Below are 23,627 nucleotides of genomic sequence, written 5' to 3' on the forward strand. Positions count from 1 at the left end.
TGTTATGAAAGCATTAACCTCCAATTCGCCCTTACAGTTTGCCGCCTTAAGGATAGGTGTGGCACTTACGATACTGTTTAAAATTTATTCAGAGTTTGATCAACTGGATTTGCTCTACAGCAAGACCGGGATCATTCAGGATTTTGTATCCAGACCACTGCAGGTATCTTACATCATATCCCTTCCAAAATTCATCGATTTTCTGGGAATTAGTAATGAACACAACTTTCTTTCTGCGCTCTACCTGCTGTTTGGTTTTTCAGCATTTTGCCTGCTGATCGGTTTAAAAACCAGGATCAATGTCGCAATTTGTCTGTTTATTCATCTGCTGGTTTTTAATGGTTATAGTTTGCTGACTTTTGGGTTTGACGGTTTCCTATTCACCTTGTTGTTTTATAGCTTATTGTTTCCGATAGGTCGTGTCTGGTCTCTTGATAATTTGATACACAGCTCCAAAAAGCCTATAGATCTGGCATACATGAACATTTGTTTTAATGTGCTGCAGCTTCATTTGTGCATCGTTTACTTCACCGCGGGTGTGGCAAAGTTTGGCGGGCAACAATGGATGGATGGTACCGCCATCTGGAGTGCGATCAACCAGCCGCAGTTTTATTCCATGTTCACAGATTTTTTTAAAGACCTGATCAGTCGCCCGGGTGTGTCTGCCATTTTCTCCTGGACTACCTTGTTTGTGGAAATGCTGTTTCCTGTCCTGATATGGATCAAATGGGGTAGAGTCAGGGTATTAATCCTGCTTAGCGTCATATTAATGCACGTTTTTATAGGTGCAGTTATGGGTCTGCAGTTGTTTGCCTGGATCATGATCGTGTTTGACCTGAGTGCTTTCGGAGGAGTGTTTGGATCTGTTTATTGTGCCATAAAAATGAAAATAACCAAATTTCAAAGATTTTCACCCAAGCCAACCGCCTTAACTATTTATCTACCCGGGAAAGTTAATTGATTTTTGAGTTTACTTCCCCTCTGAAATCAATTTTCTTGGCCGTTTACTTTTGAATCCTTCTTCAGTGTTTTGACTTGCCTGTCGGTCCTGAGCTGGAAAGTGATTTGATTTAAAGGCCTTAGGTTTTTTCTCGCGATCCTCGTCTGCAAGTTTTACAGTAAGTTTTCGTCCCTTCATCACCATCCCGTTAAGGTTTGCTATAGCCCTGTCTGCACCTGCCTGATCTACCATTTCGATAAACCCATAACCTTTATGCTTATGGGTTACTTTGTCGGTCAATAAATGTATACTATGTATCATCCCCTGGATACTGAACAACTCAATCAGTTCGACATCCTCAATGTCTAGTGGGTATCCCACCACAAATAATTTTATCATGAAAATAATCTAATACCCCAAATTTAAGGTTTTAATTGGGTTTTGAGTAATGGGATAGCCAATCTATCTTATATATCCTTTTTTTTACATGAGCCAGCTATAATATAAAGGTTAGCTAGACCAGATTGCCAATTCATTTCCCGCCGGATCAAGGAAATGAAACCTCTTTCCGCCCGGAAAGCTGATGATTTCTTTGGAAATCCGTCCGCCAGCTTTGAGGAGGACCTGGTGAGACTCGCGACTAAGGGCACTGAAGTGCAGGCTAATAGTTTTGGAAATGAGGGAACGGGCGGGCAGTCTTATAGAAAGTACAATTGGAAAACAGGTATTTTGACGGATTCTATTCTTTTATTGAGAATTTTGGCAATGGAAACGGACAGTTGCTGCGCAAAGCCGAATACTATAATATGTTTGGAAAGGAAGTTAATGGCGACTGGAAATTTTTAGATCAGGCAAAACTGACACATACAGATGGTGTTCCCGAGGGTAGGAGCGACTATGCTGGTGGTATTTCTCCGGATCATAGCGATCATTTCTACATGTCATCCGGAGGATACGAGAAAACCATTAATCCCGGAACAGTAATGGTAAAAGCAAAAGGCAAAATACCTAGAGTTGACCTGAAGGCATTAGAAAAGACGCTGGTTAATTCTCCCAAATCTTCTCAATAAAATACAAATGGCGCCCATGATCAAGTGCCATTTGTATTTCTAATGTAAAATATATCACTGTATTACAGTTGTTTACAGATATTCTGAAATAATATATACTACTATTCCCCTATACTTTATATATTTGCTTCATGAACAAAACAATCAATAGCCTTAATTACGTGATCATGCACTGCATGTACGGGTAATATCGTGGGCTGTTGAGATTAGATATACGAACTTCTCCAGTCTCCCAGACAGAGAAGTTTTTTTTTAAACAAACAATTTGACATGCAAAGTTTTAGGACAGAGTTAGAGAATCCTGTAGTCGAGAAAGACATCATTGATCTTGAAAAAAAGATCAGAGCTTTTCGCGAAGGAAAAATCCATGATGAGAAATTCAGAAGTCTGCGTTTAGCGCGTGGTATTTATGGTCAGCGACAGCCGGGTGTGCAGATGATTCGAATTAAGCTACCTTTCGGAAAGGTTACTTTTAAGCAGATTCTCCGCATTTCTGACGTTTCTGATAAATATGCCAGCCGCAACCTGCACCTGACCACCCGTCAGGATATTCAGATACATTATGTAAGCCTGGACCGGACGCCAGAACTTTGGGAAGAATTGGAGCAGGATGATGTAACCATTCGTGAAGCCTGCGGAAATACCGTAAGAAATGTTACCTCATCTCCGGATGCGGGTATCAATCCTAACGAGCTTTTTGATGTATCTCCTTACGCACATGCCTTTTTCCTTTATTTCCTGCGCAACCCGATTTGCCAGGAGATGGGTAGAAAGATCAAATTCTCTTTCTCTTCTGACGAGCGGGATACTGCTTTTAGCTATATCCATGATCTTGGCTTCATTCCTAAGATCAATGAGCAGGGTGAACGCGGATTTAAAGTGTTGTTAGGTGGCGGACTCGGTGCTCAGCCATTTCTGGCAAACCTGGTACATGAATTTTTGCATGAAGATCAGATCATTCCTTATGCAGAGGCAATGCTTAGGGTGTTCGACCGCTATGGCGAGCGTACCAACCGCAATAAAGCCCGTTTGAAGTATTTGGTGCAAAAACTGGGATTGGAAGAAGTATTGAGGCTGATCGAAGAAGAGCGTATCGCGAACAAAGTAAAGTCATTCAAAATAGACCGCGATGCAGTACCTCAACCTGAAGCACCGGCACTGATAGATTATCCCGTACTGGATGTAGTGGATACGCTGGACTATAAACACTGGAGAGCTACGAACATAGTTCCTCAAAAACAGGAAGGTTTTTTCTCTGTATATATCAAAGTAACTAAAGGTGATATTCCTACAGATCAGGCACGTCAACTTGTTGCGGCCATCAGTCCCTATGTAGCGGATGAAATACGTGTCACCCAAAATCAGGGCCTGATGCTGAAATTTGCGAGGGAAGAAGCATTGCCAGGTTTATACGTAGCGTTAAAAGAGCTCGGTTTTGCCAAACCAGGTTTTGATAGTGTGGCAGATGTAACTACCTGCCCTGGAACGGATACCTGTAATCTTGGCATTTCCAATTCTATGTCGCTCTCTGTTGCGCTGGAGGAACTGGTGTATGAAGAGTATCCTGAACTGGTTTACGAAAAAGACATCAAGATAAAGATCAGCGGATGTATGAATTCATGCGGACAGCACGGTCTTGCACACATCGGTTTTCACGGCAGTTCGCTGAAAGCGAATGGTAAAGTAGTACCGGCTGTACAGGTAATGCTTGGTGGTGGAACCATCGGAGATGGTGAAGGAAGAGTAGCAGAAAGAGTGATCAAAGCCCCATCTAAGCGTGCTACAGATGTACTCAGGACGGTCTTGAACGACTATGCCGGCAATTCGGAAAGTGAGGAGAGTTTCCATGGATACTATGACAGACAGGGTAAGGATTATTTCTACCAGTTGCTGAAGCCGTTGGCTGACCTTACAACATTGAAAGATGAAGAGTATGTGGATTGGGGTCATGAGGAAACATTTGTTACCGCTATTGGTGTGGGCGAATGTGCCGGTGTAGTGATCGATCTGGTTTCAACACTACTACTTGAAGCGGTGGAGAAACTGGAATGGGCCAATGCTTCTTACGAAGCTAAAGCCTGGTCTGATGCCATTTACCATAGCTATGCAGTATATGTGAGTGCAGCAAAAGCACTCTTGCTGGATAAAGGTGTAAATAGCAGTACTCAAATCGGAGTGATCAGAGAATTCGATACCCATTATGTGCAGACAGGAGAAATCGTATTGAACCAGTCTTTCAATGATGAGGTACTGCAGATCAACAAAAATGAACCAACTGAGAAATTTGCAACTGCTTATCTGGCATCTGTAAATGACTTCATCAGTCAAATTAATGCTAAAAGAGGAGGCTTGTAATGATTAGTCAAAAAAATATAAAGGAACCAAAGATCACATTGGTAGGCGCTGGCCCTGGTGATCCTGAACTCATTACACTGAAAGCTGTAAATGCACTTAAAGATGCAGATGTGGTGTTGTACGATGCTTTGGTAAACGAAAGTGTACTGGATTACGCCGGACCAAATGCGATCAAAGTATATGTGGGGAAAAGATCGGGTGAGCATTCTTACGGTCAGGATACCATCAATAAACTGATGGTCGATTATGCCCTCAACTACGGTCACGTTGTCCGTTTAAAAGGAGGCGATCCATTTGTATTCGGAAGGGGATACGAGGAGCTGGACTATGCAGCGGGATACAGCATTCCTGTAACGGTAGTTCCTGGCTTGTCTAGTTCAATCTCTGTACCTGGTTTACAGCAAATCCCAGTTACGCACCGGGGTTTAAGTGAAAGCTTTTGGGTCGTAACTGGTACCACTTCGTCTGGAATGATTTCCAACGATCTTTATGAGGCAGCGAGATCAAAAGCAACCGTAGTGGTGTTGATGGGGTTAGGTAAACTAAAGGAAATAGTAAAACTTTTCCAGAACGAAGGTAAAAACAGGTTGCCTGTAGCAGCGATTCAAAGTGGATCTACGGAAAATGAGAAACTCGCTATCGGAGTTGTAGACACTATAGTTGAACTGGTAGAAGAGAAAGGGGTCAAAGCTCCGGCACTATTGGTCTTTGGTGAAGTGGTTTCCCTGCATCCTTCGTTCCAGCCGATCAGGGATTTTTACGAAGCTCTAAAGGAAGAATTATAAGTAGAGATGGAAGGCAATCAATTATTTCCTGTTTTCATTAAATTGAACACCATACATACTGTGCTGATTGGTGCGGGTAATGTTGGACTGGAAAAACTGTCTGCCCTACTGAGCAATAGTCCTGAAGCAAAGGTAACCGTGATCGGGCTGGAAGTAATTCCTGAAATTCAGGAACTGGCAGCTGGTTTCGATAGGGTAAATATTCAGAATAGGGCATTTAAGGCTGAAGATCTGGATTATGCTGATCTGGTGATTGCGGCTACAAATAATGCACAGCTCAATGAAGAAATACGGGTGCAGGCCGACCTGCGACACCTCCTGGTAAATTTTGCAGACAAGCCTGACTTGTGCAATTTTTATCTGGGTTCGGTAGTGAAAAAAGGCGATCTGAAAATCGCAATATCAACCAATGGGAAATCGCCGACTATTGCCAAACGTCTAAAAGAAGTGCTTGATGAAAGCATACCTGAAGAGTTGGATACCACTTTACAGCAAATGAATACGCTGCGCAATTCTCTGCAGGGAGATTTTAGTTCGAAGGTTAAAAAATTGAATGAAGTAACAGAGATCCTGACCAAGGATTTGAAATAATATGAAAGAACAGTTAACAGCGATAGCTGATAAAATTAAAGATATGGATCCGGTAGCAGCATTAACGTATTTTGCTGAAACTTACCCGGGTCAGATCGTTTTTTCTACCAGCTTCGGCTGGGAAGACCAGGTGATCACGCACATGATTTTCTCTAACGATATTGCTATTGATGTATTTACTTTAGAAACAGGACGGTTGTTCCCTGAAACTTATTATGTATGGAACCGCACGCTGGAAATATACAATAAACCAATTAAAGCTTACTACCCGCAGGCGGAAGCGCTGCAGGAGATGGTAAACAGGAAAGGTCCGAACAGCTTTTACGAATCTGTAGACAATAGGAAAGAATGCTGCGGTATCCGAAAACTAGAGCCATTGAAACGAGCATTGACCGGCAATAAACTATGGGTTACCGGAATCCGGTCTGAGCAATCATTGAACAGGCACGATATGGTCAACCTGGAATGGGACGAAGGCAACCAGATGGTCAAGTTTCATCCGATCTTTTTCTGGTCCCTTGATGAAGTAAAAGAGTACATAAAAAAACATAATATTGTTTACAATACATTACATGACAGAGGTTTCCCTAGCATAGGATGTGCACCTTGTACCCGGGCAGTGAGAGAGGGAGAAGATTTCAGGGCCGGAAGGTGGTGGTGGGAAGACCAGTCAAAAAAAGAATGTGGTTTGCACGCGACAAAATAATTTGCAAGAAAAGAGATGAGTAAATATAATTTAGATTATTTAGACGAATTAGAGGCCGAGGCCATTCACATTTTACGTGAAGTGGCAGGGCAGTTTGAAAAGCCGGCTTTATTGTTTTCCGGAGGAAAAGATTCTATTACACTGGTAAGACTTGCCGAAAAAGCATTCAGACCGGGTAAGTTTCCCTTTCCCCTGGTTCATATAGATACCGGGCACAATTTTGAAGAAACCATCACTTACCGTGATCAAATGGTAGAACGTATCGGTGAAAAACTCATCATCGGCCATGTTCAGGAGTCCATAGATCAGGGTAAAGTAGTAGAACAAACTGGCAAGAATGCGAGCCGCAATGCATTGCAGACAGTCACCTTATTAGACACCATTGCCCTTCATGGCTTTGATGCCTGTATCGGTGGCGCCCGTCGCGACGAGGAAAAAGCACGTGCTAAAGAAAGAATCTTCTCTGTAAGGGATGAATTCGGTCAGTGGGACCCGAAACGCCAGCGCCCGGAACTTTGGAACATCTATAACGGGAAGATCCACAAAGGGGAGAACATACGTGTGTTCCCGATTAGCAACTGGACAGAACTGGATGTCTGGAACTACATCAAAAGGGAGCAGATAGAATTACCTTCCATTTATTTCGCACACAATAGAGATGTCATCACCCGCAATGGCCAGCTTATGGCTGCTTCCCCATTCCTAAACATGGATGATGAAGATGTGGTGGAACACAAAAAAGTAAGGTTCCGTACCGTGGGTGACATGAGCTGTACTGCAGCCGTAGAATCTGATGCAGATCAGCTGGACGATATCATCGCGGAGATCAGTGCATCAAAGATCAGTGAACGCGGTGCGCGTATGGACGATAAAGTTTCCGAAGCAGCTATGGAAGACAGGAAAAAGGGCGGATACTTTTAATTTACGATTTTAGATTTTTAGCATGAACATATTAAAATTTTTTACAGCAGGGAGTGTTGATGATGGCAAAAGCACACTAATCGGAAGGCTGTTATACGATACAGACTCTATTCTTGCAGATCAGCTGGAAGCCCTTCAGGCAAGCAACCGTAAAAATGACGATGGAACTATTGATCTCGCCATTTTAACGGATGGATTGCGTGCTGAACGTGAGCAGGGTATCACCATAGATGTAGCCTACAAATACTTCCAGACAGATAAACGTAAGTTTATCATCGCGGACACCCCTGGGCATATTCAGTATACCCGTAATATGGTTACCGGAGCTTCTACTGCTAAACTAGCCATTATATTAATTGATGCCAGAAACGGCGTGGTGGAACAGACCATCAGACACTCTTATCTGGTTTCTTTATTGGGTATTGAGCATGTAGTGGTTTGTCTGAATAAAATGGATATGGTTGGTTACAGCGAGACGGTATTTAACGCCATTACTGATAAGTACAAAACCCTGGCCGGAGAATTGAAATTAAAGGATGTTACTTTTATTCCTGTAAGTGCGCTTAAAGGTGATAATGTGGTCAATCAATCTGAGCACATGACCTGGTATCAAGGACGCAGTCTGCTACATTTTCTGGAAAGTGTGGATGTAGAAACTGGTGCTGAATCTGATTTGGCCCGTATGCCGGTGCAATGGGTGGTAAGACCGCAAACGGAAGAACTGCACGATTACAGGGGCTATGCAGGCAGGATCGTAAGTGGTGAATTTAATGTGAACGATAAGGTTACAGTGTTGCCGTCGGGCAGTAGTTCTGTAATTGAAAGAATTGAGATCTTTGACCAGCAGCCCGCAGTAGCATATGCAGGACAATCTGTAACACTTCATCTAAAAGACAATATAGACATCAGCAGGGGTGATGTGCTGGTGAATTCTGATCACCTGCCTCAAAATTCTAAAGCGATCGAAGCCGACGTATGCTGGATGGATTCCCGTCCGCTGGATGAAAGCATTACTTACCTGCTGCAGCACAATAGCAAAGTGACGAAATGCAAGATCCGCGAGATCCTGTACAAAGTAGACATCAATACGCTGGAGAAGCAAGATGCTTATGATTTTAAACTGAATGACATAGGACGTGTGATCTTGAAAACAGCGGACGAATTGGCCTTCGATTTCTATACAGAAAATAAAGCCAACGGCGCAGCTATTTTAATAGACAGCAGAACAAATTTAACGGTTGCAGCGCTGATGTTCAGGGCTGTAGCGGATTAGGTTTTTATTGCTTTTACAAAAAAGGATACACTATTCTTCGGCTGGGATAAATTACTTTTCCTTTGGGAAAAGTAAATGAACCCTATGCCGTCTCATAGTATATCCTTTTTTGTTGGGAGCATATCCCGTATGGCGTTAATAGATTATTGAGCACTCATAGAATATTAAATTATTTTTCGTCAAATATTTGCTTTACGCTTCTTAATCCCTATTTTAAGATGATTTTTAAAATCTTAAATCATGGAGATTATACACCTTAGTGCGGAATGCTACCCAATTGCAAAAGTCGGCGGTTTAGGCGATGTTGTGGGTGCTTTACCAAAATATCAAAACAAGCTTGGGCACTTTGCTAAGGTAGTTATGCCGGCATATCAGACCAAATTCCTGCAGGAGAACGAGTTCGAAGTAGTCTATGATGGCTGGGGTAAACTTGGATTTCACAACTTTCCCGTAAGAATCTTTAGGGAAAAGACAAATAAACTGGGTTTTGACCTGTACCTGGTGCATATTGCGGGTTTAATGGACCGGGAGAAAGTATATGGTTATGATGATGATACCGAACGTTTCCTTGCCTATCAGATTGCAGTTTTAGACTGGATCACCCAATGGGAGCACAAGCCTGATGTAGTCCACTGCCACGATCACCATACAGGACTGGTGCCTTTTATGATGGCTTACTGCGAACAGTTTAGAAAACTCAGCAATATCCCTACAGTTTTAACCATTCACAATGCACAGTATCAGGGGCAGTTTGGTTGGGATAAATTGCATTATATTCCTCCCTTTGATCTATGGAAATCTGGTCAGCTGGATTGGAAAGGTTCCATTAATCCTTTAGCTTCCGCCATTAAATGTGCATGGCGCGTTACTACGGTATCTCCAAGTTACCTCGAGGAGATCAGCTTTAAAGCCAATGGCCTGGAGGATCTGCTTGCTCAGGAAAGAAGCAAATCAGCAGGTATCTTAAATGGCATTGATAATGAGGTTTGGAATCCGCTGACAGACCCGATGCTGGAAAAACAATATAGTGTGAAAACATTAGAAGCAGGAAAAAAGGCAAATAAAGAAGCGCTATGTTCCGTTTTTAATCTGGATCCCGACAAGCCGTTGTACACTTTTATTGGCAGACTGGTAGGGGAAAAAGGTGCGGATCTGCTTCCTGAAATATTTTACAATGCACTTATACAGGGGAATGGCGACATTAATGTCCTGGTGTTGGGATCTGGAGATCCTCAGGTGGAAGGTAGGTTAAATCAGCTGACACACGCCTTTCCTGGAAACTACAATGCTTATATCGGTTACAATGAACAGCTTTCGCACCAGATCTATGCAGGTGCAGATTTTCTGCTGATGCCAAGCAGGGTAGAGCCATGTGGATTAAATCAAATGTATGCTTTAAGGTATGGCACCATTCCTATTGTACGGAGGATTGGAGGTCTTAAGGATACGGTGACAGACATAGGCGACGGCGGTTTCGGCATCTGTCATGACCAAACCAGTGTTTGGGATGTAAACCATGCAATCGGGCGCGCATATGATTTATTTTTGGATAAGAAAAAAGTAAAAGAAATCCGTAAGTTTATGATGCAGCTGGATCATTCCTGGGATAAGGCCGCCCAACAATATATTGATCTTTACCAAATATAAATATGAATAAACATGACTGACAAAGTTTTAGGTGTAATTCTTGGCGGTGGCCAGGGCTCTAGGTTGGCCCCTCTTACACAAACACGCTCTAAACCAGCAGTTCCGATAGGCGGAAAATACAGGCTGGTTGATATTCCGATTTCGAATTGCTTAAATTCAGGTATACACCGTATGTTCGTGTTGACGCAGTTCAATTCGGCATCCCTAAATAAACACATTAAAAATACTTACCATTTCAGTCATTTTAGTTCCGCATTTGTTGACATCCTGGCTGCCGAACAAACTCCAGATAACCCGACCTGGTTTCAGGGAACAGCGGATGCAGTGAGACAAACCATGCACCACCTGCTGAACCATGAATTTGAATATGTGCTGATCCTTTCGGGCGACCAGTTGTATCAAATGGATTTTAATAAAATGGTGCAGGCACATATTGATAGTGGAGTACAGATCACACTGGCCACCATTCCGGTAAATGGAAAGGATGCACCTGAATTTGGGATATTGAAATCTAATGAGCAGAACATCATTACTTCTTTCATAGAAAAGCCTAAAACGGGATTAGAAGACTGGACTTCGGATACCGGTCCGGAGATGCAGGCCGAAGGGCGTAATTACCTCGCTTCAATGGGTATTTATATCTTCAACAGGGATTTGCTGATCAAGATTTTCGCAGAAAATGCCGATGAGAAGGACTTTGGTAAAGAGATCATCCCTCGTATGCTGAATACTTATGACGTATTGAGCTACCAGTATGAAGGGTACTGGACTGATATAGGAAATATATCTTCTTTCTTTGAAGCAAATCTTGGGCTGACAGACGATATTCCTAAGTTCAATCTTTTTGATAGCCATCATAATATCTTTACCCGTGCAAGGATGCTGCCCCCTTCAAAAATATTGGGTACAACCTTAGATAAAACCATGATTGCAGAAGGCTGTATACTTCAGGCTGAATGCATTAAACATACGGTTATAGGTATCAGGTCCCGTATCGGAAGGGGCACTCATATCGAAAGCTGTTACATCATGGGTAGTGATAAATATCAGACCCTGGATGAAATAGCCAAGGATGTAGAAGCAGGAAAGCCACTGATCGGTATTGGCGACCGCTGTAAAATTGTCAATGCAATTGTAGATAAGAACTGCCGTATAGGTAATGATGTACAGATTATAGGCGGGTCACATTTACCAGATGGGGATCATAGCCTATATACTGTAAAAGATGGAATTGTTGTGGTGAAAAAAGGTGCAATTATTCCGGACGGTACAGTAGTTTAATAAAGATACCTTTTCCCTGGTCTTTAATCATATTTAAACACCAGGGAAAAGGTTGTTTTTTCCAACGGAAGGGACGTGACCTCCAGGCTTCCATGGTGCATTTTCATGATGTTCCGTGTGATGGTTAACCCAATTCCGGAACCATTTTTTCTGGTCGTAAAGAAAGGCACAAATATCTTATCCATTAATTCCTGTGCTACGCCTCTGCCATTGTCGTGCACATCCAGGTACAGTTTGTTATGTTCAAGCCTGTAGCCAATTTCTATCACAGGATTATCAACCCCTTCCAAAGCATATATGCTGTTTGTAACCAAATTGATCAATGCCTGTTCTATCAGTTTAAGGTCGATCATGGTACTGATTTTTGAAGAAGTTTGCGCTACCTTAAGCAGGATGTTTCTTCCTGATGCAAATGGCAGCATGAGCACCTTGATGTGCTGTAAGATTTCACCGATGGTATGGTGCTTCAGCTCCGGCGTAGGCAGTTCCGCAATCAAGCGGTAGTCTTTTACAAAATCCAGCAACCCTTCAGACCTTCTTTTTATGGTTTGGATGGCCGGTTTTAAATCATCCAGTTCGTCCTCATTCAATTCTTTTTTGTGAATGATCATGCTGTTGACGGTGTCGGACAGCGAACTGATGGGCGTAATCGAATTCAGTATTTCGTGAGATATAACCCCAATGAGTCTGTTCCATGCTTCAGATTCCTTTTGCTCTATCTCATCTTTTATATTCTGGAAGGAGATGATGGTATAGTCTGTATGGTAGAGGTTTAGTGGTATCACCTCAGTAGAAAGCTGAATGAGCTTATCCTGTATCCTGAGTTCCATAAAACGTTTTCCCCCTCTTCCAATTGCTGCTATTTCTTTGGCAAATTGGGGGATGTGCTGCGTCAGGCGGTGCCAGTATTTATAGGCTGGGATTGCAAGCAGATTGGTCGCCGACTGGTTGAAAAATACAATCTCAGATTGCTCCTCCGAATTATTGTTTTTTATGACAATAACGCCCACAGGTACCTGTTCAAGTATGGTCTTGATCAGCTGGAACATAGAGTCCTTTTCCAGCTGCATATCCCGGTGGATCTGAATGATTTCATTAAATGATTCGTATAATTCCGGGAAGCTGCCTTTGGTCGCTTTGTTTTTGAAATTTAAAGTATTGTCCCTTGTTTTTACAGCCAGTATAAAACGCTTGATGTCTTCCCTGATCTGATTGATGTAGCTATATAAACTAATCAGACAACCGATCAGTACAATACTTGTCCCTATAATGGTAAACCAAAGCTGGGTTTTGCTGATGAGGTAAAATAGCAGCAGCGCAAGTGCGTTGATGACAATAAGCCTGGTCAGCAGCCGGAAGGTGAATCTTGAATAAAACATCAGAGGTTGAATTTTTCTATGCGCCTGTACAATGCCGCACGGGTTAAACCAAGGTCATTTGCGGCTCGTGATATGTTGCCCTTATGTTTGTCTATCGCTTTTTGCACCATTAGCTTTTCCATCTCCTCCAGACCCATGTCCGTTTGTACTACCTGGTTTGTCCCCCCGAATTTCTGAGGACTCAACTGCAGGTCGCTGGCACTGATCTTCAAACCATCAGACATGATAACGGCACGTTCTATGACATGCTGTAGTTCACGGACATTGCCGGGCCATTGGTAATTTAGCAGCATGTGTTCGGCCTTATGGTCGAGGCTCAGATTGCTTTTATGATATTTTGAACTGAAAGTATTCAGGAAATGACTGGCCAGCAACAGGATGTCATCACCACGCTCTGCAAGACCGGGTAAAAACAACTCTACAGTATTGATCCTGAACAATAAATCCTGGCGGAAAGTTCCTTTAGCCACCATCTCATTTAATGGCATATTGGTAGCTGTGATGAGGCGCACATTGATCTTTCGTTCTTTGCTCTCGCCCAGGCGGTTAACCGTTCTGTTCTGGATCACACTCAGTAATTTTGCCTGCAGCGGCAGTGATAAGTTTCCGATCTCGTCCAGGAAAATGGTACCTCCTTCGGCCATTTCAAACCTTCCGGGCTTATCATCCTTTGCATCGGTAAATGCACCCTTTGCATAACCAAAGAGTTCACTTTCAAATAGGTTTTCGTTTAGAGCGCCCAGGTCCACATGCATGAAGATCTGGTTTTTCCGCTGCGATAATTGGTGCAGTTCATAGGCAAATACCTGTTTTCCTGTCCCGTTTTCTCCCAGTATGAGTACATTAGCGTCGGTAGGGGCTACTTTAATTAAGGTATTTTGCAGTTGTTTGATCGGTTCAGAATGTCCGATGATATGTTCAAATTTCCTGTTGATGTCTTTTTGTAAGGAAGAGTGGATCTTTTCAAGTTTTTTTACTTTTTTGTTAGACTGGCGTAGCTTCGAGGCTGCCGAGAGGGTGGCAAAGAGCTTCTCATTCTCCCAGGGTTTTAATATGAAATCTGTAGCCCCTTTTTTTATGGCCTGTACAGCGAGCTCTACGTTTCCATAGGCCGTCATCAGGATCACCACATAATCTTTATCTATCGATAAAATATGCTCCAGCCAATATAAGCCTTCACGGCCATCACTTACACCCTTCTGGTAATTCATATCCAGCAAAATGATGTCGATTTCATTTCTGCTCAACAAGACGTTGATTTCTTTGGGTGATTTACAGGTGATCACCTGACTGAAATGCTGCTTCAAAAACAGCTTTGCACTCAGCAGAATATCATCGTCGTCATCAATTACTAAAACGTTGGCTTCTATCATAACAAACAGGCATTTGATCAAAAATAATAAAAGTGTTCGATGATGTACAGGAACTGTCCGCTTATGAACACCTTTAAAATAGATTGTTTTTTAAGGGGCTTTAAATCAGTTGTTTGTATCCTTGTTTTCCATTGGCATAACCTTGGCTCAGCGCATCGTATAAATGCAATAAAGTTCGATGGACAAGATTATAGAGAAAAAGAGATTTAGTAAAAAGAAGCTGCTGACACTGGGGGCAATATTGGCTTTTGTAGGCCTGGTAGCTTATGGCTATAGTCTATCCCTGAACAAAATTTATAAAGCTGATGCAGATAAATTAACTGTGAATAAGGTAATCTATGGGGATTTTGAGGATGTAGTACTGATCAATGGCAGTGTGGTTCCACTGACTTCTGTGATCGTGAGTTCGCCCGAAGGCGGTACAGTGGCTGAGATATTTACGGAGAATGGAGCGACCATAGAGAAAGGGACACCATTGCTCAGAATTACCAACCCAAATGCATTGTCCAGTTATACCTCCAGCGAAACCAGCATTACGGAACAGATTAACCAACTGAGAAAGCTCCGCCTGGACCTGGAACAAAATCAAAGGGTCATGAGTCAGGACATGATGGAAATTGAGAACAGCCTGCGCACGGCGACCAGGAAGTACAGGATCGACAGTACGCTGTATTCAAAGAAAGTAATTACCCAGCAGGAGTTTAATGTCTCCAGTCAGGATTATGAATATTATCAGGGGCGTAAAAAGATATTAAAAGAGGCAGTAAGACAGGAAAACCAAAGCCGTGTCATGCAGTTACAGCAGATAGATTTTTCAATTGGCAGAATGAATGAGAGTCTGGAGACCATCAGGCAAAATATTGAGAATATGACCATTAAAGCACCTGTGTCAGGTAAACTGTCTTCCTATGATCCGGTAATAGGTAAGTCATACGGAGGAAATGAAATGCTGGGTAAAATTGACGTATTGCAGGGATACAAACTGCAGGCCAGCGTGGATGAATATTATGTAAACAGAGTGAAGGAAGGGCAATCAGCCACCTGTGAATTTGACGGTAAAACTTATTCCCTTATTGTACGAAAAGTGATCCCGGAGATTACCTCAGGACAGTTTCAGGTAGAGCTGATCTTCAACGGAAAAGCACCTGATGAACTTAGAAGGGGACTTTCATTACAATTAAAGCTAACTTTATCAGACAACAGTAAGTCGTTGTTGCTAGCACAAGGCCAATTTTTTCAGAGTACCGGAGGTTCATGGGCGTTTGTAGTGAAGCATGGTAAAGCAGCAAAGAGAAATATAAAGATCGGACGTAAAAACTATCAGTATTATGAAGTACTGGAAGGGTTACAAAAGAATGAGGAGGTCATCACTTCATCCTACGATCAGTTTAATCAATATGACATCATAGAACTTAGCAAATAAAATATAACCATGATCAGAATAGAAAAGCTGGAAAAAATATATAAGACAGAGGAGATCGAAACCACGGCATTAAACGATATCAATCTCCACGTAAAAGAAGGGGAGTTTGTTTCCATCATGGGCCCCTCCGGCTGTGGCAAGTCAACGCTCCTGAATGTGATGGGATTGCTGGATAAGCCTGAAAAAGGAAGCTATCATTTCATGGATACCGAACTTCTGGGTTTGAACGATAGGGAGCGGGCGAATTTCAGAAAAAGAAATATGGGCTTTGTCTTTCAAAACTTCAACCTGATTGATGAACTGACCGTATTTGAAAATATTGAACTGCCTCTCATTTATAATAAAATAGCCACATCGGAGCGTAAAAGACTGGTCAACGAGATCATTGAAAGAATGAACATTGTAAACCGTAGCGGCCATTTCCCACAACAACTCTCTGGAGGACAGCAGCAGCGTGTTGCTGTTGCCAGAGCTTTGGTCACCAAACCCAAACTCGTACTGGCGGATGAGCCTACAGGCAACCTGGATAGTTCACATGGTAATGAAGTAATGGAATTGCTTTGTGAATTAAACGAGGCGGGAACGACTATTGTGATGGTAACCCACTCTTCGCATGATGCCAGCTTCTCTAACCGGATCATTAATCTGAAAGATGGCCATGTGATCTCCGAGAAAATGAATAAGGGAAGAAATGAAGAACTGATCTAAATCCAATATCATGTTTAGAATTAACCTCAAAATTGCATTCAGAAATATCTGGAAAAATAGGCTTACCGCGTCGATTAAATTATTTGGTCTCATTGCAGGACTGGCGAGTGTGGTATTACTGGTAGCCTATGTGTTGTTTGAATTGTCTTACGACAGGCACAACCTGAATGCTGATCGCATTTACAGGTTGCACGTTGTGCAGACTGACGGTGAGAATGAAAGTATTCATATGCCTTCAGGGATGGTTGAAATGATGAAACAGGAAATCCCCGAAGTGGAAGAAGGAACCTATTTGAGTATTTATGAAACGCCTATACAGGTTGACAGGAATATGTTTAAAGTAAAGATCCTAAGGACTACAGCATCTTTTTTTGACCTGTTTACGGTTCCCCTAAAAGAGGGGGCTGATCGTAATACGGTTTTAAAAGAACCTAAGGAAGCCCTCGTTTCTGCTGCCTTTGCCAAACAGGCATTTCCCGGACAATCTGCCATAGGTAAGACCATTTCATTAAATCTAAACAGCACTCCATACCTCATCAGCGGTATCATTGGAGACATTCCTAAAGCATCGCATTTTCATGGAGACATATTGGTGAAATCCAACCTCAAGCAGGTAGTGAACTGGCGAGGGTATACCTCAGCTCCCCAATACATCCTATTAAAAAAGGGAACATCCCCCGCAACAGTATTGGCAAAAATGAAGAGCTTGTACAAGAAATACCAGTTTCCAGAAAAGATAGCGCTAAAGCTGATGCCGCTTACTGATATTCATTTGCATTCCCATACCTCTGGTGAACTGGAGCCTAATAGTGACATTAAATATATTTATATTTTCTCGATTGTGGCGTCTCTCATCTTATTGATAGCTGTGGTGAACTTCATCAACCTTACCGTTGCGGCATCTTTAAAGAGAAGTAAAGAAATAGGTGTTAAGAAAGTGCTTGGTGCATCTATGCAGCAATTAAAGGTTCAGTTTCTGAGCGAAAGCTACATCTATTTCATAGCGGCTACTTTTGTGGTATTTCTAATTATAATGGATCTGATACCCTTGTTAGGTAACAGACTTGGTATCAACATCACATTTTCAGAGGTGTTTAATCTGAAGATGATCGGCATTTCGCTGACCATCATTGTACTTTCAGGTTTCATTGCGGCTTTTTATCCGGCTATGGTGCTGTCCAGAATGATGCCTGCTGATACACTGAAAGGCTATACAGGACATATTCCAGGCAAAGGAGGATTCAAGAAATTCCTGGTTGTATTTCAGTTTGCCATCAGTGCATTGCTCATGGTATGCACCATGGTTATCTATAGTCAGTTGAAATACATCAGCAATAAGAATCTTGGTTTCGATAAAGATCAGGTATTGGTTACTTCCTATAATATGCTCGACAACAGGTTTACCGGATTTAAAGAAGCACTGCTGAAGGAAAAAGGAGTTAAGTCATTGAGCATATCTACATTTAATCCTGGCGTTTCCTACGGAGGAACGTCCTCCTGGACAAACGACGGCGATACTACCAAATATGAGATGGAAATGGTGTACTGCGACCTTGATTTTATGAAAACGCTGGATATTAAGGTGTTGAAGGGTAGGTCTTTTTCTGAAGCCACACCTGCTGAATTAAAGGCTTTCAATACAGAAGGGCAGGGCCTGACTGAAAAACAACAGCGGGAGCTTGAAATGCGAAATCCTATATTGCTGAATGAAGCAGCCGCCAAAAGCCTGAATATAAAAAACGTCGACACCTTGTTGCTGGCAGGAGGCCTTCAGGGGAAGGTTATTGGCGTGGTGACTGATTTCAATGGGATGTCGCTACACAATAAAGTGAAGCCGGTTGCGCTTTATTTGCAGCCGAAAACTACGTCAGGATATACCTATGTTAAAATGGAGACTGATGACCTGCCGGCCACCCGTAAAACCATTGAAGCCCTATGGAAAAAGCATTTTCCTGATGTGGTAACCGAATTTCAGTTTCTGGATCAATATCTGGAGAAACTCTATGTTTCAGAGATGCGCCTGGGCTCAATATTTATCGTTTTTGCCGGCATGGCCATATTCTTATGCTGTATTGGCTTGTTCGGAATAGTGTATTATGAACTCGAGCAAAAAACCAAAGAGATTGCCATCCGTAAGGTGCTGGGTGCTTCTTTAAATGATCTGCTGACGCTCATGAATAAGAACTTTGTGATCATGGTGCTCATCGCCAATGTGATCATATGGCCGATCGCCTATTTACTAATCAATAAATGGCTCAGTACCTTTTATTACCGGATTTCATTATCGTACTGGCCTTTTGTCTGGGCAATGCTCATTTGCCTGGTACTTACCATTCTTACGGTTTCTCTGAAAGCATTAAGCACAATCAAAAAATCACCTGTTGATACTTTAAAATACGAATAAGGAGCCCTATGTTTAGAATGAACCTGAAAATCGCATTGCGCAACCTTTGGAAAAATAAGGTATATACTGCCATTAATATCGGTGGACTGTCTATTGCATTAGCGGCATTTATCATAGTTGTACTTTATGTCAACTATGAAACCAGCTATGATAAGAACCTACCAAATTATGACCGGATTTACCTGGTGGGCCGCAGTATGCCTGATTTTAAAACAGATTATACACCCGCGCCATTAGCGAAGGCAATCAGGCAGAATTTTCCGGAAGTGGAACTGGCGGGACTGACCAAAAACATGGGATTTGAAATGCCGGTAAGTTCAGATCATGGGAAAATATTTTCAAGTAATGCGCTGCAAGTAGAATCTGAAGTGGCAAAAATGTTCGATATCGATCCCCGGGATGGCCTTCCGGCTAATGATGCTGGGTTAAAAGCGTATCTGCCCCGACCTTTATACAAACAGCTTTTTCCCAAAGAAAGCATGAAGCCCCCACAAATGGTGGCATTAGGTCCCAGTAATGGAGCACAGGCCGAGAAGGTTTCAGGCACTATAGATAGAGATGATGAACATTCTAATCTGAAGTTTGACCTCCTGGCCCTGGGCAATGACATTAGTTTTGGGGATCAGGATTATGGGGCCAATAATTTCAAAACCTTTATACAGGTAAAAAAGGGTACAGATGTAAAAGCCCTGCAGGAAAAAATAGACCGCTTGTATAAAAAGGAAGTCGTCAAAGCCGGGGTGTCGCCGACAGACAGGAGAATTGCTGGGAGGTCAGTTATATTTCTTGACCCTCTTAAAAACCTGCACCTCAGGCCAGCCGCCGGTAGCGATGCAAATTATAAAGTGGTGATGGCCTTATTTGGATTGGGCATATTGGTCATGGTGATTGCCTGTATTAATTTTACCAATCTGACCATTGCGCAAGCCACAAAAAGGGCAAAAGAGGTAGGGGTCAAAAAGGTACTTGGTGCCTACCGCTTCAACCTTACTTTCCAATTTCTTGCAGAAATCTTCATGCAGTGTGTGCTAGCACTCATAATGGGGTTGATCGTGGCTGAAATACTGCTCCCCGTTTTTAATAATTTGTTCAGCACACCCTTGTCGCTATGGCGAAGCAATACCACCCTGTATTGGCAATTGCCACTGCTGTTGTTGCTGATTACCATTATTTCGGGAATCTATCCGGCCCTGGTACTTTCCGGATTTAAGCCGGCTGCGGTACTGAAAGGCAATCTGCAGACCAGTTATAAAACGTTGTGGCTGAGAAATGCACTGCTGGCCGGACAATTTGGGATTGCAATCATCTTCATCACCGGATTGTTTATCGTGAACAGTCAGTTGAAATACATGCGTACGGAGGATACAGGTTTCAAACCTGAACAGGTGATCAGCATAAAAAATATGGTGCTGTATTCGCAGCCCTGGAGCTTCAGGGATGTAAGGGAGAAGATCTCCAAAATACCGGGGGTTAATTATGTCACTGTCGCTTCTGATATTCCAGATGGCTCTAAAGCGGGGACAATGAACTACAAGATTGACGGAAAGGAGGCTTCCAGCGATTTTCTCTATGTAGATTTTGATTATTTTGAAACACTCGGCATTCGTCTGAAAGAAGGACGTCTTTTCTCCTGGAAGTTCAATGCTGATACCGCCAATTCAGCTATTTTAAATGAAAGTGCTGTGGCTAGATATGGTGTTAAAGATCCGGTAGGGAAGACCATCAGAGGCTGTGATATCGATTATAAGATTGTAGGTGTGGTAAAGGACTTTAAATCACAAGGGTTTCAGACAGCGGTAGAGCCAACAGTCTATACTATCAAAAATCCTTGTGGTAATTTCAAGACCAAAATCATGATCAATGTAGATGAACAAAGGATGGCACTTGTCCTCACTACTTTAAAATCGCAATGGTCGTCGATCAATAAATTGGATGGAGATGATTTCAGATATGATTTTCTGGATGAACTCTATGGCAGGTTATTCAAAAAGCAAGAGCAGTTGCAGGCCGTATTCTTCTTCGCGGCCGTACTTACTATTTTTATAGCCGTATTGGGATTGTTTGCTTTCTCTGCTTTTACCACAAACAGCAGGATCAAGGAAATCTCTATCCGCAAAGTATTAGGGGCTACAGATTTTCAGGTGCTGAAATTATTGAATACCTATTTCATCTGGATCATACTTGTAGCCAATCTGGTAGCCTGGCCGCTCACTTATATGCTGGCGAAAAAGTGGTTGCAGACATTCGCTTACCGCATTGAGATGCCAATATTGCCCTTTCTTGTTGCCGCAGTCGTTACGTCCGTACTAACCATTATTATTGTAAGTATACAGGCGCAAAAGGCCGTACGGAGGAATCCGGCAGAAGTATTGAAATACGAATAAATTTAAATAATAGGGCCATGTTCAGATTAAACTTAAAAATAGCACTAAGGAATCTTTGGAAAAACAAAGCTTACACCCTGATCAATATGGGTGGTTTAGCTATTGGCCTTGCAAGTTGCATGGTGTTGCTTATGTACGTTGCCTATGAATGGAGTTTTGATAAGCAGTTTAAGAACAATCATAAAACTTATGTGGTTTACAATCTGGCCAATGCAAGCGGAAGGATATTTAGCTGGGCATGGACGCCGGGAGATATGGCGCCCGATGTAGAACAAAGCATTCCGGGTGTTGCATACGCTTCACATTCCTCATATCCTGAAGACCGATTGATCAGTTACGGACAAAGGAATTTTAAAAAGTCAGGGGTTTTTGCAGATCCGTCATTTCTGAAAATACTTGATTATAAATTTGTGAAGGGGAATCCAGATAAAGTATTAAAGGGAGTCAATACGATTATTTTAACGGAGACAATGGCAAGGAATCTCTTTGGAGACGAAGATCCGATCAACAAAACTGTCAAGTTAGACAACGCCGAAGTACTGAAAGTAGAAGCGATAATTGAAGACATTCCAAAAAACAATAGTATTCGTTTTGACTACCTCATGCCCTGGGCCTTAAATGTAAAAGTAAATCCATGGATGAAAACCAATGGTTACGAAGGCAATTTTTGCTTAACACTTATTCAGTTGCAGGATAATAACTATTTTGAACGTGCCAATGCTCAGATCAAAGGTATCTATAAACAACATAAAAAAGACTCTAATTCCGAAGCGATCATGCATCCTTTATCGAAATGGCATTTGTACAGTAATTTCGAAAATGGGAAATCTGTAGGGGGGAGGATCGATCAGATCAAGATCTTTTTTATTCTGGCATTTTGTATCCTGCTGATTGCCTGTGTTAATTTCATGAATCTCTCTACCGCCAGATCAGAGAAGAGGGGTAAGGAAGTTGGGGTTCGTAAAACCATTGGCTCTTCAAGAAAGTCCCTTATTGGGCAGTTTCTGCTAGAATCTTTATTGCTGGCATTAATGGGGATGTTAGTCGCATTTGTATTGCTTGAAATAAGTCTGCCATATTTTGATGAACTGTTAGACGTCAATCTATCTATCAATTACAGCGACTGGAGATTTTGGTCTGCACTTACTGGATTGACGCTAATTACCGGTTTTATCGCCGGAAGCTATCCAGCATTTTATCTGTCCTCTTTTGAACCGGTTAAAGTGTTAAAGGGGGCTACAATAGTTGGGAACTCGTCACTCTCTGTACGAAGAGTTCTAGTAGTATTTCAGTTTGTATTTGCCACTTGCCTGATTATATGCACAACAGTTATCTATCAACAGTTGAGCTACATTAAAAACAAACCTATTGGTTACCAGAGAGCAGGATTAATTGAAATGCCAATACAGGGGAATTTCAAAGCACCTGAGAAATTGAATACGTTAAAAGATCTGTTAATAAAATCAGGAGCTGTCAGCAGCGTAACTTCCTTTAGCAGAGGTTTAAATGAAGACGGAAACAATACTTTTAGTGTAGAATGGCCTGGTAAAAACTTGAAAGATGAAACACTGTTTAATTTTAGATTTGCGGGTCTCGACTTTGTTAAAACCATAGGGACGGACATGATCTCAGGCAGAGAATTTCTGAGTTCCTCTGACTCTTCAAATGCAATAATCAATGAGTCAGCTGCTAAAATTATGGGATTAAAAAATCCGGTAGGCACAATGATTAACTCACAGGGAACCCCATTGAACATCATCGGGGTGATGAGAGATTTTGTAATTGAATCGCCGTATTATAGGGCGAGACCTATGATTGTATATCATCATATGAGGGAAGTAAATGTCATTATAGCCAGATTAAACCCGGCTATGAATGTAAGTAACGCTATCGGTAAAATTGACGAGATTATTAAAACACTGAATCCTGAATATCCGGTAGGCAGAAAGTTTGTGAACGATGGTTTTGAACAAAAATTTCAAAACGAAAAATTACTTAGGACGTTGTCTAACTGGTTTGGTGGCTTCGCCGTTTTTATCTCCTGTTTGGGTTTATTAGGATTGGCACTGTTTATGGCCGAGCAGCGTAAAAAAGAAATCAGCATCCGCAAAGTGCTGGGAGCTAGCACGACTAACATTTTAACCTTACTGAATAGAGACTTTATCAGGCTGGTAGTCATTGCAAACTTAATAGCATTTCCGCTTGCGTACATTATTGTCAACAAATGGCTTTCTGCATATGAATACAGAATAAATATCTCTATTCTCCCTTTTGTAATTGCGGCTGTACTTTCGCTGCTTATCGCCATACTTACAGTAAGTGTGCAATCAGTAAAGGTGGCGAAATCCAATCCTATCGATGCACTGAAATACGAATAGCATAATAAA

The 23,627-nt window shown here is 42.1% G+C and carries 17 protein-coding genes and 1 pseudogene; 15 read left to right on the forward strand and 3 right to left on the reverse strand.

What is annotated here, in order from left to right; genetic code table 11:
• Positions 1–4: 4 nt before the first annotated feature.
• Positions 5–961 (forward strand): HTTM domain-containing protein, encoded by a 957-nt coding sequence (locus FA047_RS01815; protein ID WP_136834277.1) that lies wholly within the window; start codon positions 5–7, stop codon positions 959–961.
• 9 nt (positions 962–970) lie between these two features.
• Here FA047_RS01815 and FA047_RS01820 read toward each other — a convergent pair whose 3' ends face one another.
• Positions 971–1,339 carry an RNA recognition motif domain-containing protein gene (locus FA047_RS01820; RefSeq protein WP_136834278.1) on the reverse strand — a complete coding sequence of 123 codons (369 nt, stop codon included), beginning with the start codon at positions 1,337–1,339 and terminating at the stop codon, positions 971–973.
• Between the two features lie 156 nt (positions 1,340–1,495).
• On the opposite strand from FA047_RS01820, the pseudogene FA047_RS01830 reads away from it, so the two are divergent.
• From FA047_RS01830 to FA047_RS01870, 9 genes and pseudogenes are all read left to right on the forward strand, one after another.
• Positions 1,496–2,010, forward strand: a pseudogene (locus tag FA047_RS01830) (DUF3472 domain-containing protein).
• Between the two features lie 270 nt (positions 2,011–2,280).
• Positions 2,281–4,365 carry a HEPN domain-containing protein gene (locus FA047_RS01835; protein WP_136834281.1) on the forward strand — a complete coding sequence of 695 codons (2,085 nt, stop codon included), beginning with the start codon at positions 2,281–2,283 and terminating at the stop codon, positions 4,363–4,365.
• The gene (cobA, locus tag FA047_RS01840; protein ID WP_136834282.1) at positions 4,365–5,150 is read left to right on the forward strand and encodes a uroporphyrinogen-III C-methyltransferase; all 786 of its coding nucleotides are present in this window, start codon (positions 4,365–4,367) and stop codon (positions 5,148–5,150) included. Before FA047_RS01835 ends, cobA begins: the two co-directional genes overlap by 1 nt.
• A 6-nt stretch (positions 5,151–5,156) precedes the next feature.
• On the forward strand, positions 5,157–5,741 hold the full coding sequence (locus FA047_RS01845) for a precorrin-2 dehydrogenase/sirohydrochlorin ferrochelatase family protein (RefSeq protein ID WP_136834283.1): 585 nt from the start codon (positions 5,157–5,159) through the stop codon (positions 5,739–5,741).
• 1 nt (position 5,742) lies between these two features.
• On the forward strand, positions 5,743–6,447 hold the full coding sequence (locus FA047_RS01850; protein ID WP_136834284.1) for a phosphoadenylyl-sulfate reductase: 705 nt from the start codon (positions 5,743–5,745) through the stop codon (positions 6,445–6,447).
• 15 nt (positions 6,448–6,462) lie between these two features.
• A complete protein-coding gene (gene cysD / locus FA047_RS01855; protein WP_136834285.1) occupies positions 6,463–7,368 on the forward strand; it encodes a sulfate adenylyltransferase subunit CysD in 906 nt (301 codons plus the stop codon).
• Between the two features lie 22 nt (positions 7,369–7,390).
• Entirely contained in the window at positions 7,391–8,641 is a 1,251-nt protein-coding gene (locus FA047_RS01860; protein WP_136834286.1) for a sulfate adenylyltransferase subunit 1, read from the forward strand.
• Between the two features lie 240 nt (positions 8,642–8,881).
• The gene (locus tag FA047_RS01865) at positions 8,882–10,288 is read left to right on the forward strand and encodes a glycogen synthase (RefSeq protein ID WP_136834287.1); all 1,407 of its coding nucleotides are present in this window, start codon (positions 8,882–8,884) and stop codon (positions 10,286–10,288) included.
• A gap of 12 nt (positions 10,289–10,300) precedes the next feature.
• Complete coding sequence (locus FA047_RS01870; RefSeq protein ID WP_136834288.1) at positions 10,301–11,569, forward strand: glucose-1-phosphate adenylyltransferase; 1,269 nt, start codon at positions 10,301–10,303, stop codon at positions 11,567–11,569.
• 23 nt (positions 11,570–11,592) lie between these two features.
• Here the strand turns inward: FA047_RS01870 and FA047_RS01875 are convergent, their stop codons facing one another.
• Together FA047_RS01875 and FA047_RS01880 are read right to left on the reverse strand one after the other, a co-directional pair.
• Positions 11,593–12,948, reverse strand: a complete 1,356-nt coding sequence (locus FA047_RS01875; RefSeq protein ID WP_136834289.1) for a sensor histidine kinase — start codon at positions 12,946–12,948, stop codon at positions 11,593–11,595.
• Positions 12,948–14,321 (reverse strand): sigma-54-dependent transcriptional regulator, encoded by a 1,374-nt coding sequence (locus FA047_RS01880; protein WP_136834290.1) that lies wholly within the window; start codon positions 14,319–14,321, stop codon positions 12,948–12,950. The genes FA047_RS01875 and FA047_RS01880 overlap by 1 nt, the downstream gene beginning before the upstream one ends.
• 178 nt (positions 14,322–14,499) lie before the next feature.
• Here FA047_RS01880 and FA047_RS01885 point away from each other — a divergent pair, with 178 nt between their 5' ends.
• The 5 genes from FA047_RS01885 to FA047_RS01905 are packed head-to-tail and all read left to right on the forward strand — an operon-like array spanning position 14,500 to position 23,618.
• Positions 14,500–15,744 (forward strand): efflux RND transporter periplasmic adaptor subunit, encoded by a 1,245-nt coding sequence (locus FA047_RS01885; protein WP_136834291.1) that lies wholly within the window; start codon positions 14,500–14,502, stop codon positions 15,742–15,744.
• Positions 15,745–15,753: 9 nt separating this feature from the next.
• Positions 15,754–16,452: an ABC transporter ATP-binding protein gene (locus tag FA047_RS01890; RefSeq protein WP_136834292.1), complete on the forward strand. Its 699-nt coding sequence runs from the start codon at positions 15,754–15,756 to the stop codon at positions 16,450–16,452.
• Between the two features lie 10 nt (positions 16,453–16,462).
• On the forward strand, positions 16,463–18,856 hold the full coding sequence (locus FA047_RS01895) for an ABC transporter permease (protein WP_136834293.1): 2,394 nt from the start codon (positions 16,463–16,465) through the stop codon (positions 18,854–18,856).
• Between the two features lie 17 nt (positions 18,857–18,873).
• A complete protein-coding gene (locus FA047_RS01900) occupies positions 18,874–21,240 on the forward strand; it encodes an ABC transporter permease (RefSeq protein ID WP_169304296.1) in 2,367 nt (788 codons plus the stop codon).
• A 17-nt stretch (positions 21,241–21,257) separates the two neighbouring features.
• Positions 21,258–23,618, forward strand: coding sequence for an ABC transporter permease (locus FA047_RS01905; protein WP_136834295.1), 2,361 nt, complete (start codon positions 21,258–21,260; stop codon positions 23,616–23,618).
• The last annotated feature ends 9 nt before the right edge of the window (positions 23,619–23,627 follow it).

Origin of the sequence: Pedobacter frigoris, assembly GCF_005116445.1 — a bacterium.
GTDB lineage: Bacteria > Bacteroidota > Bacteroidia > Sphingobacteriales > Sphingobacteriaceae > Pedobacter > Pedobacter frigoris.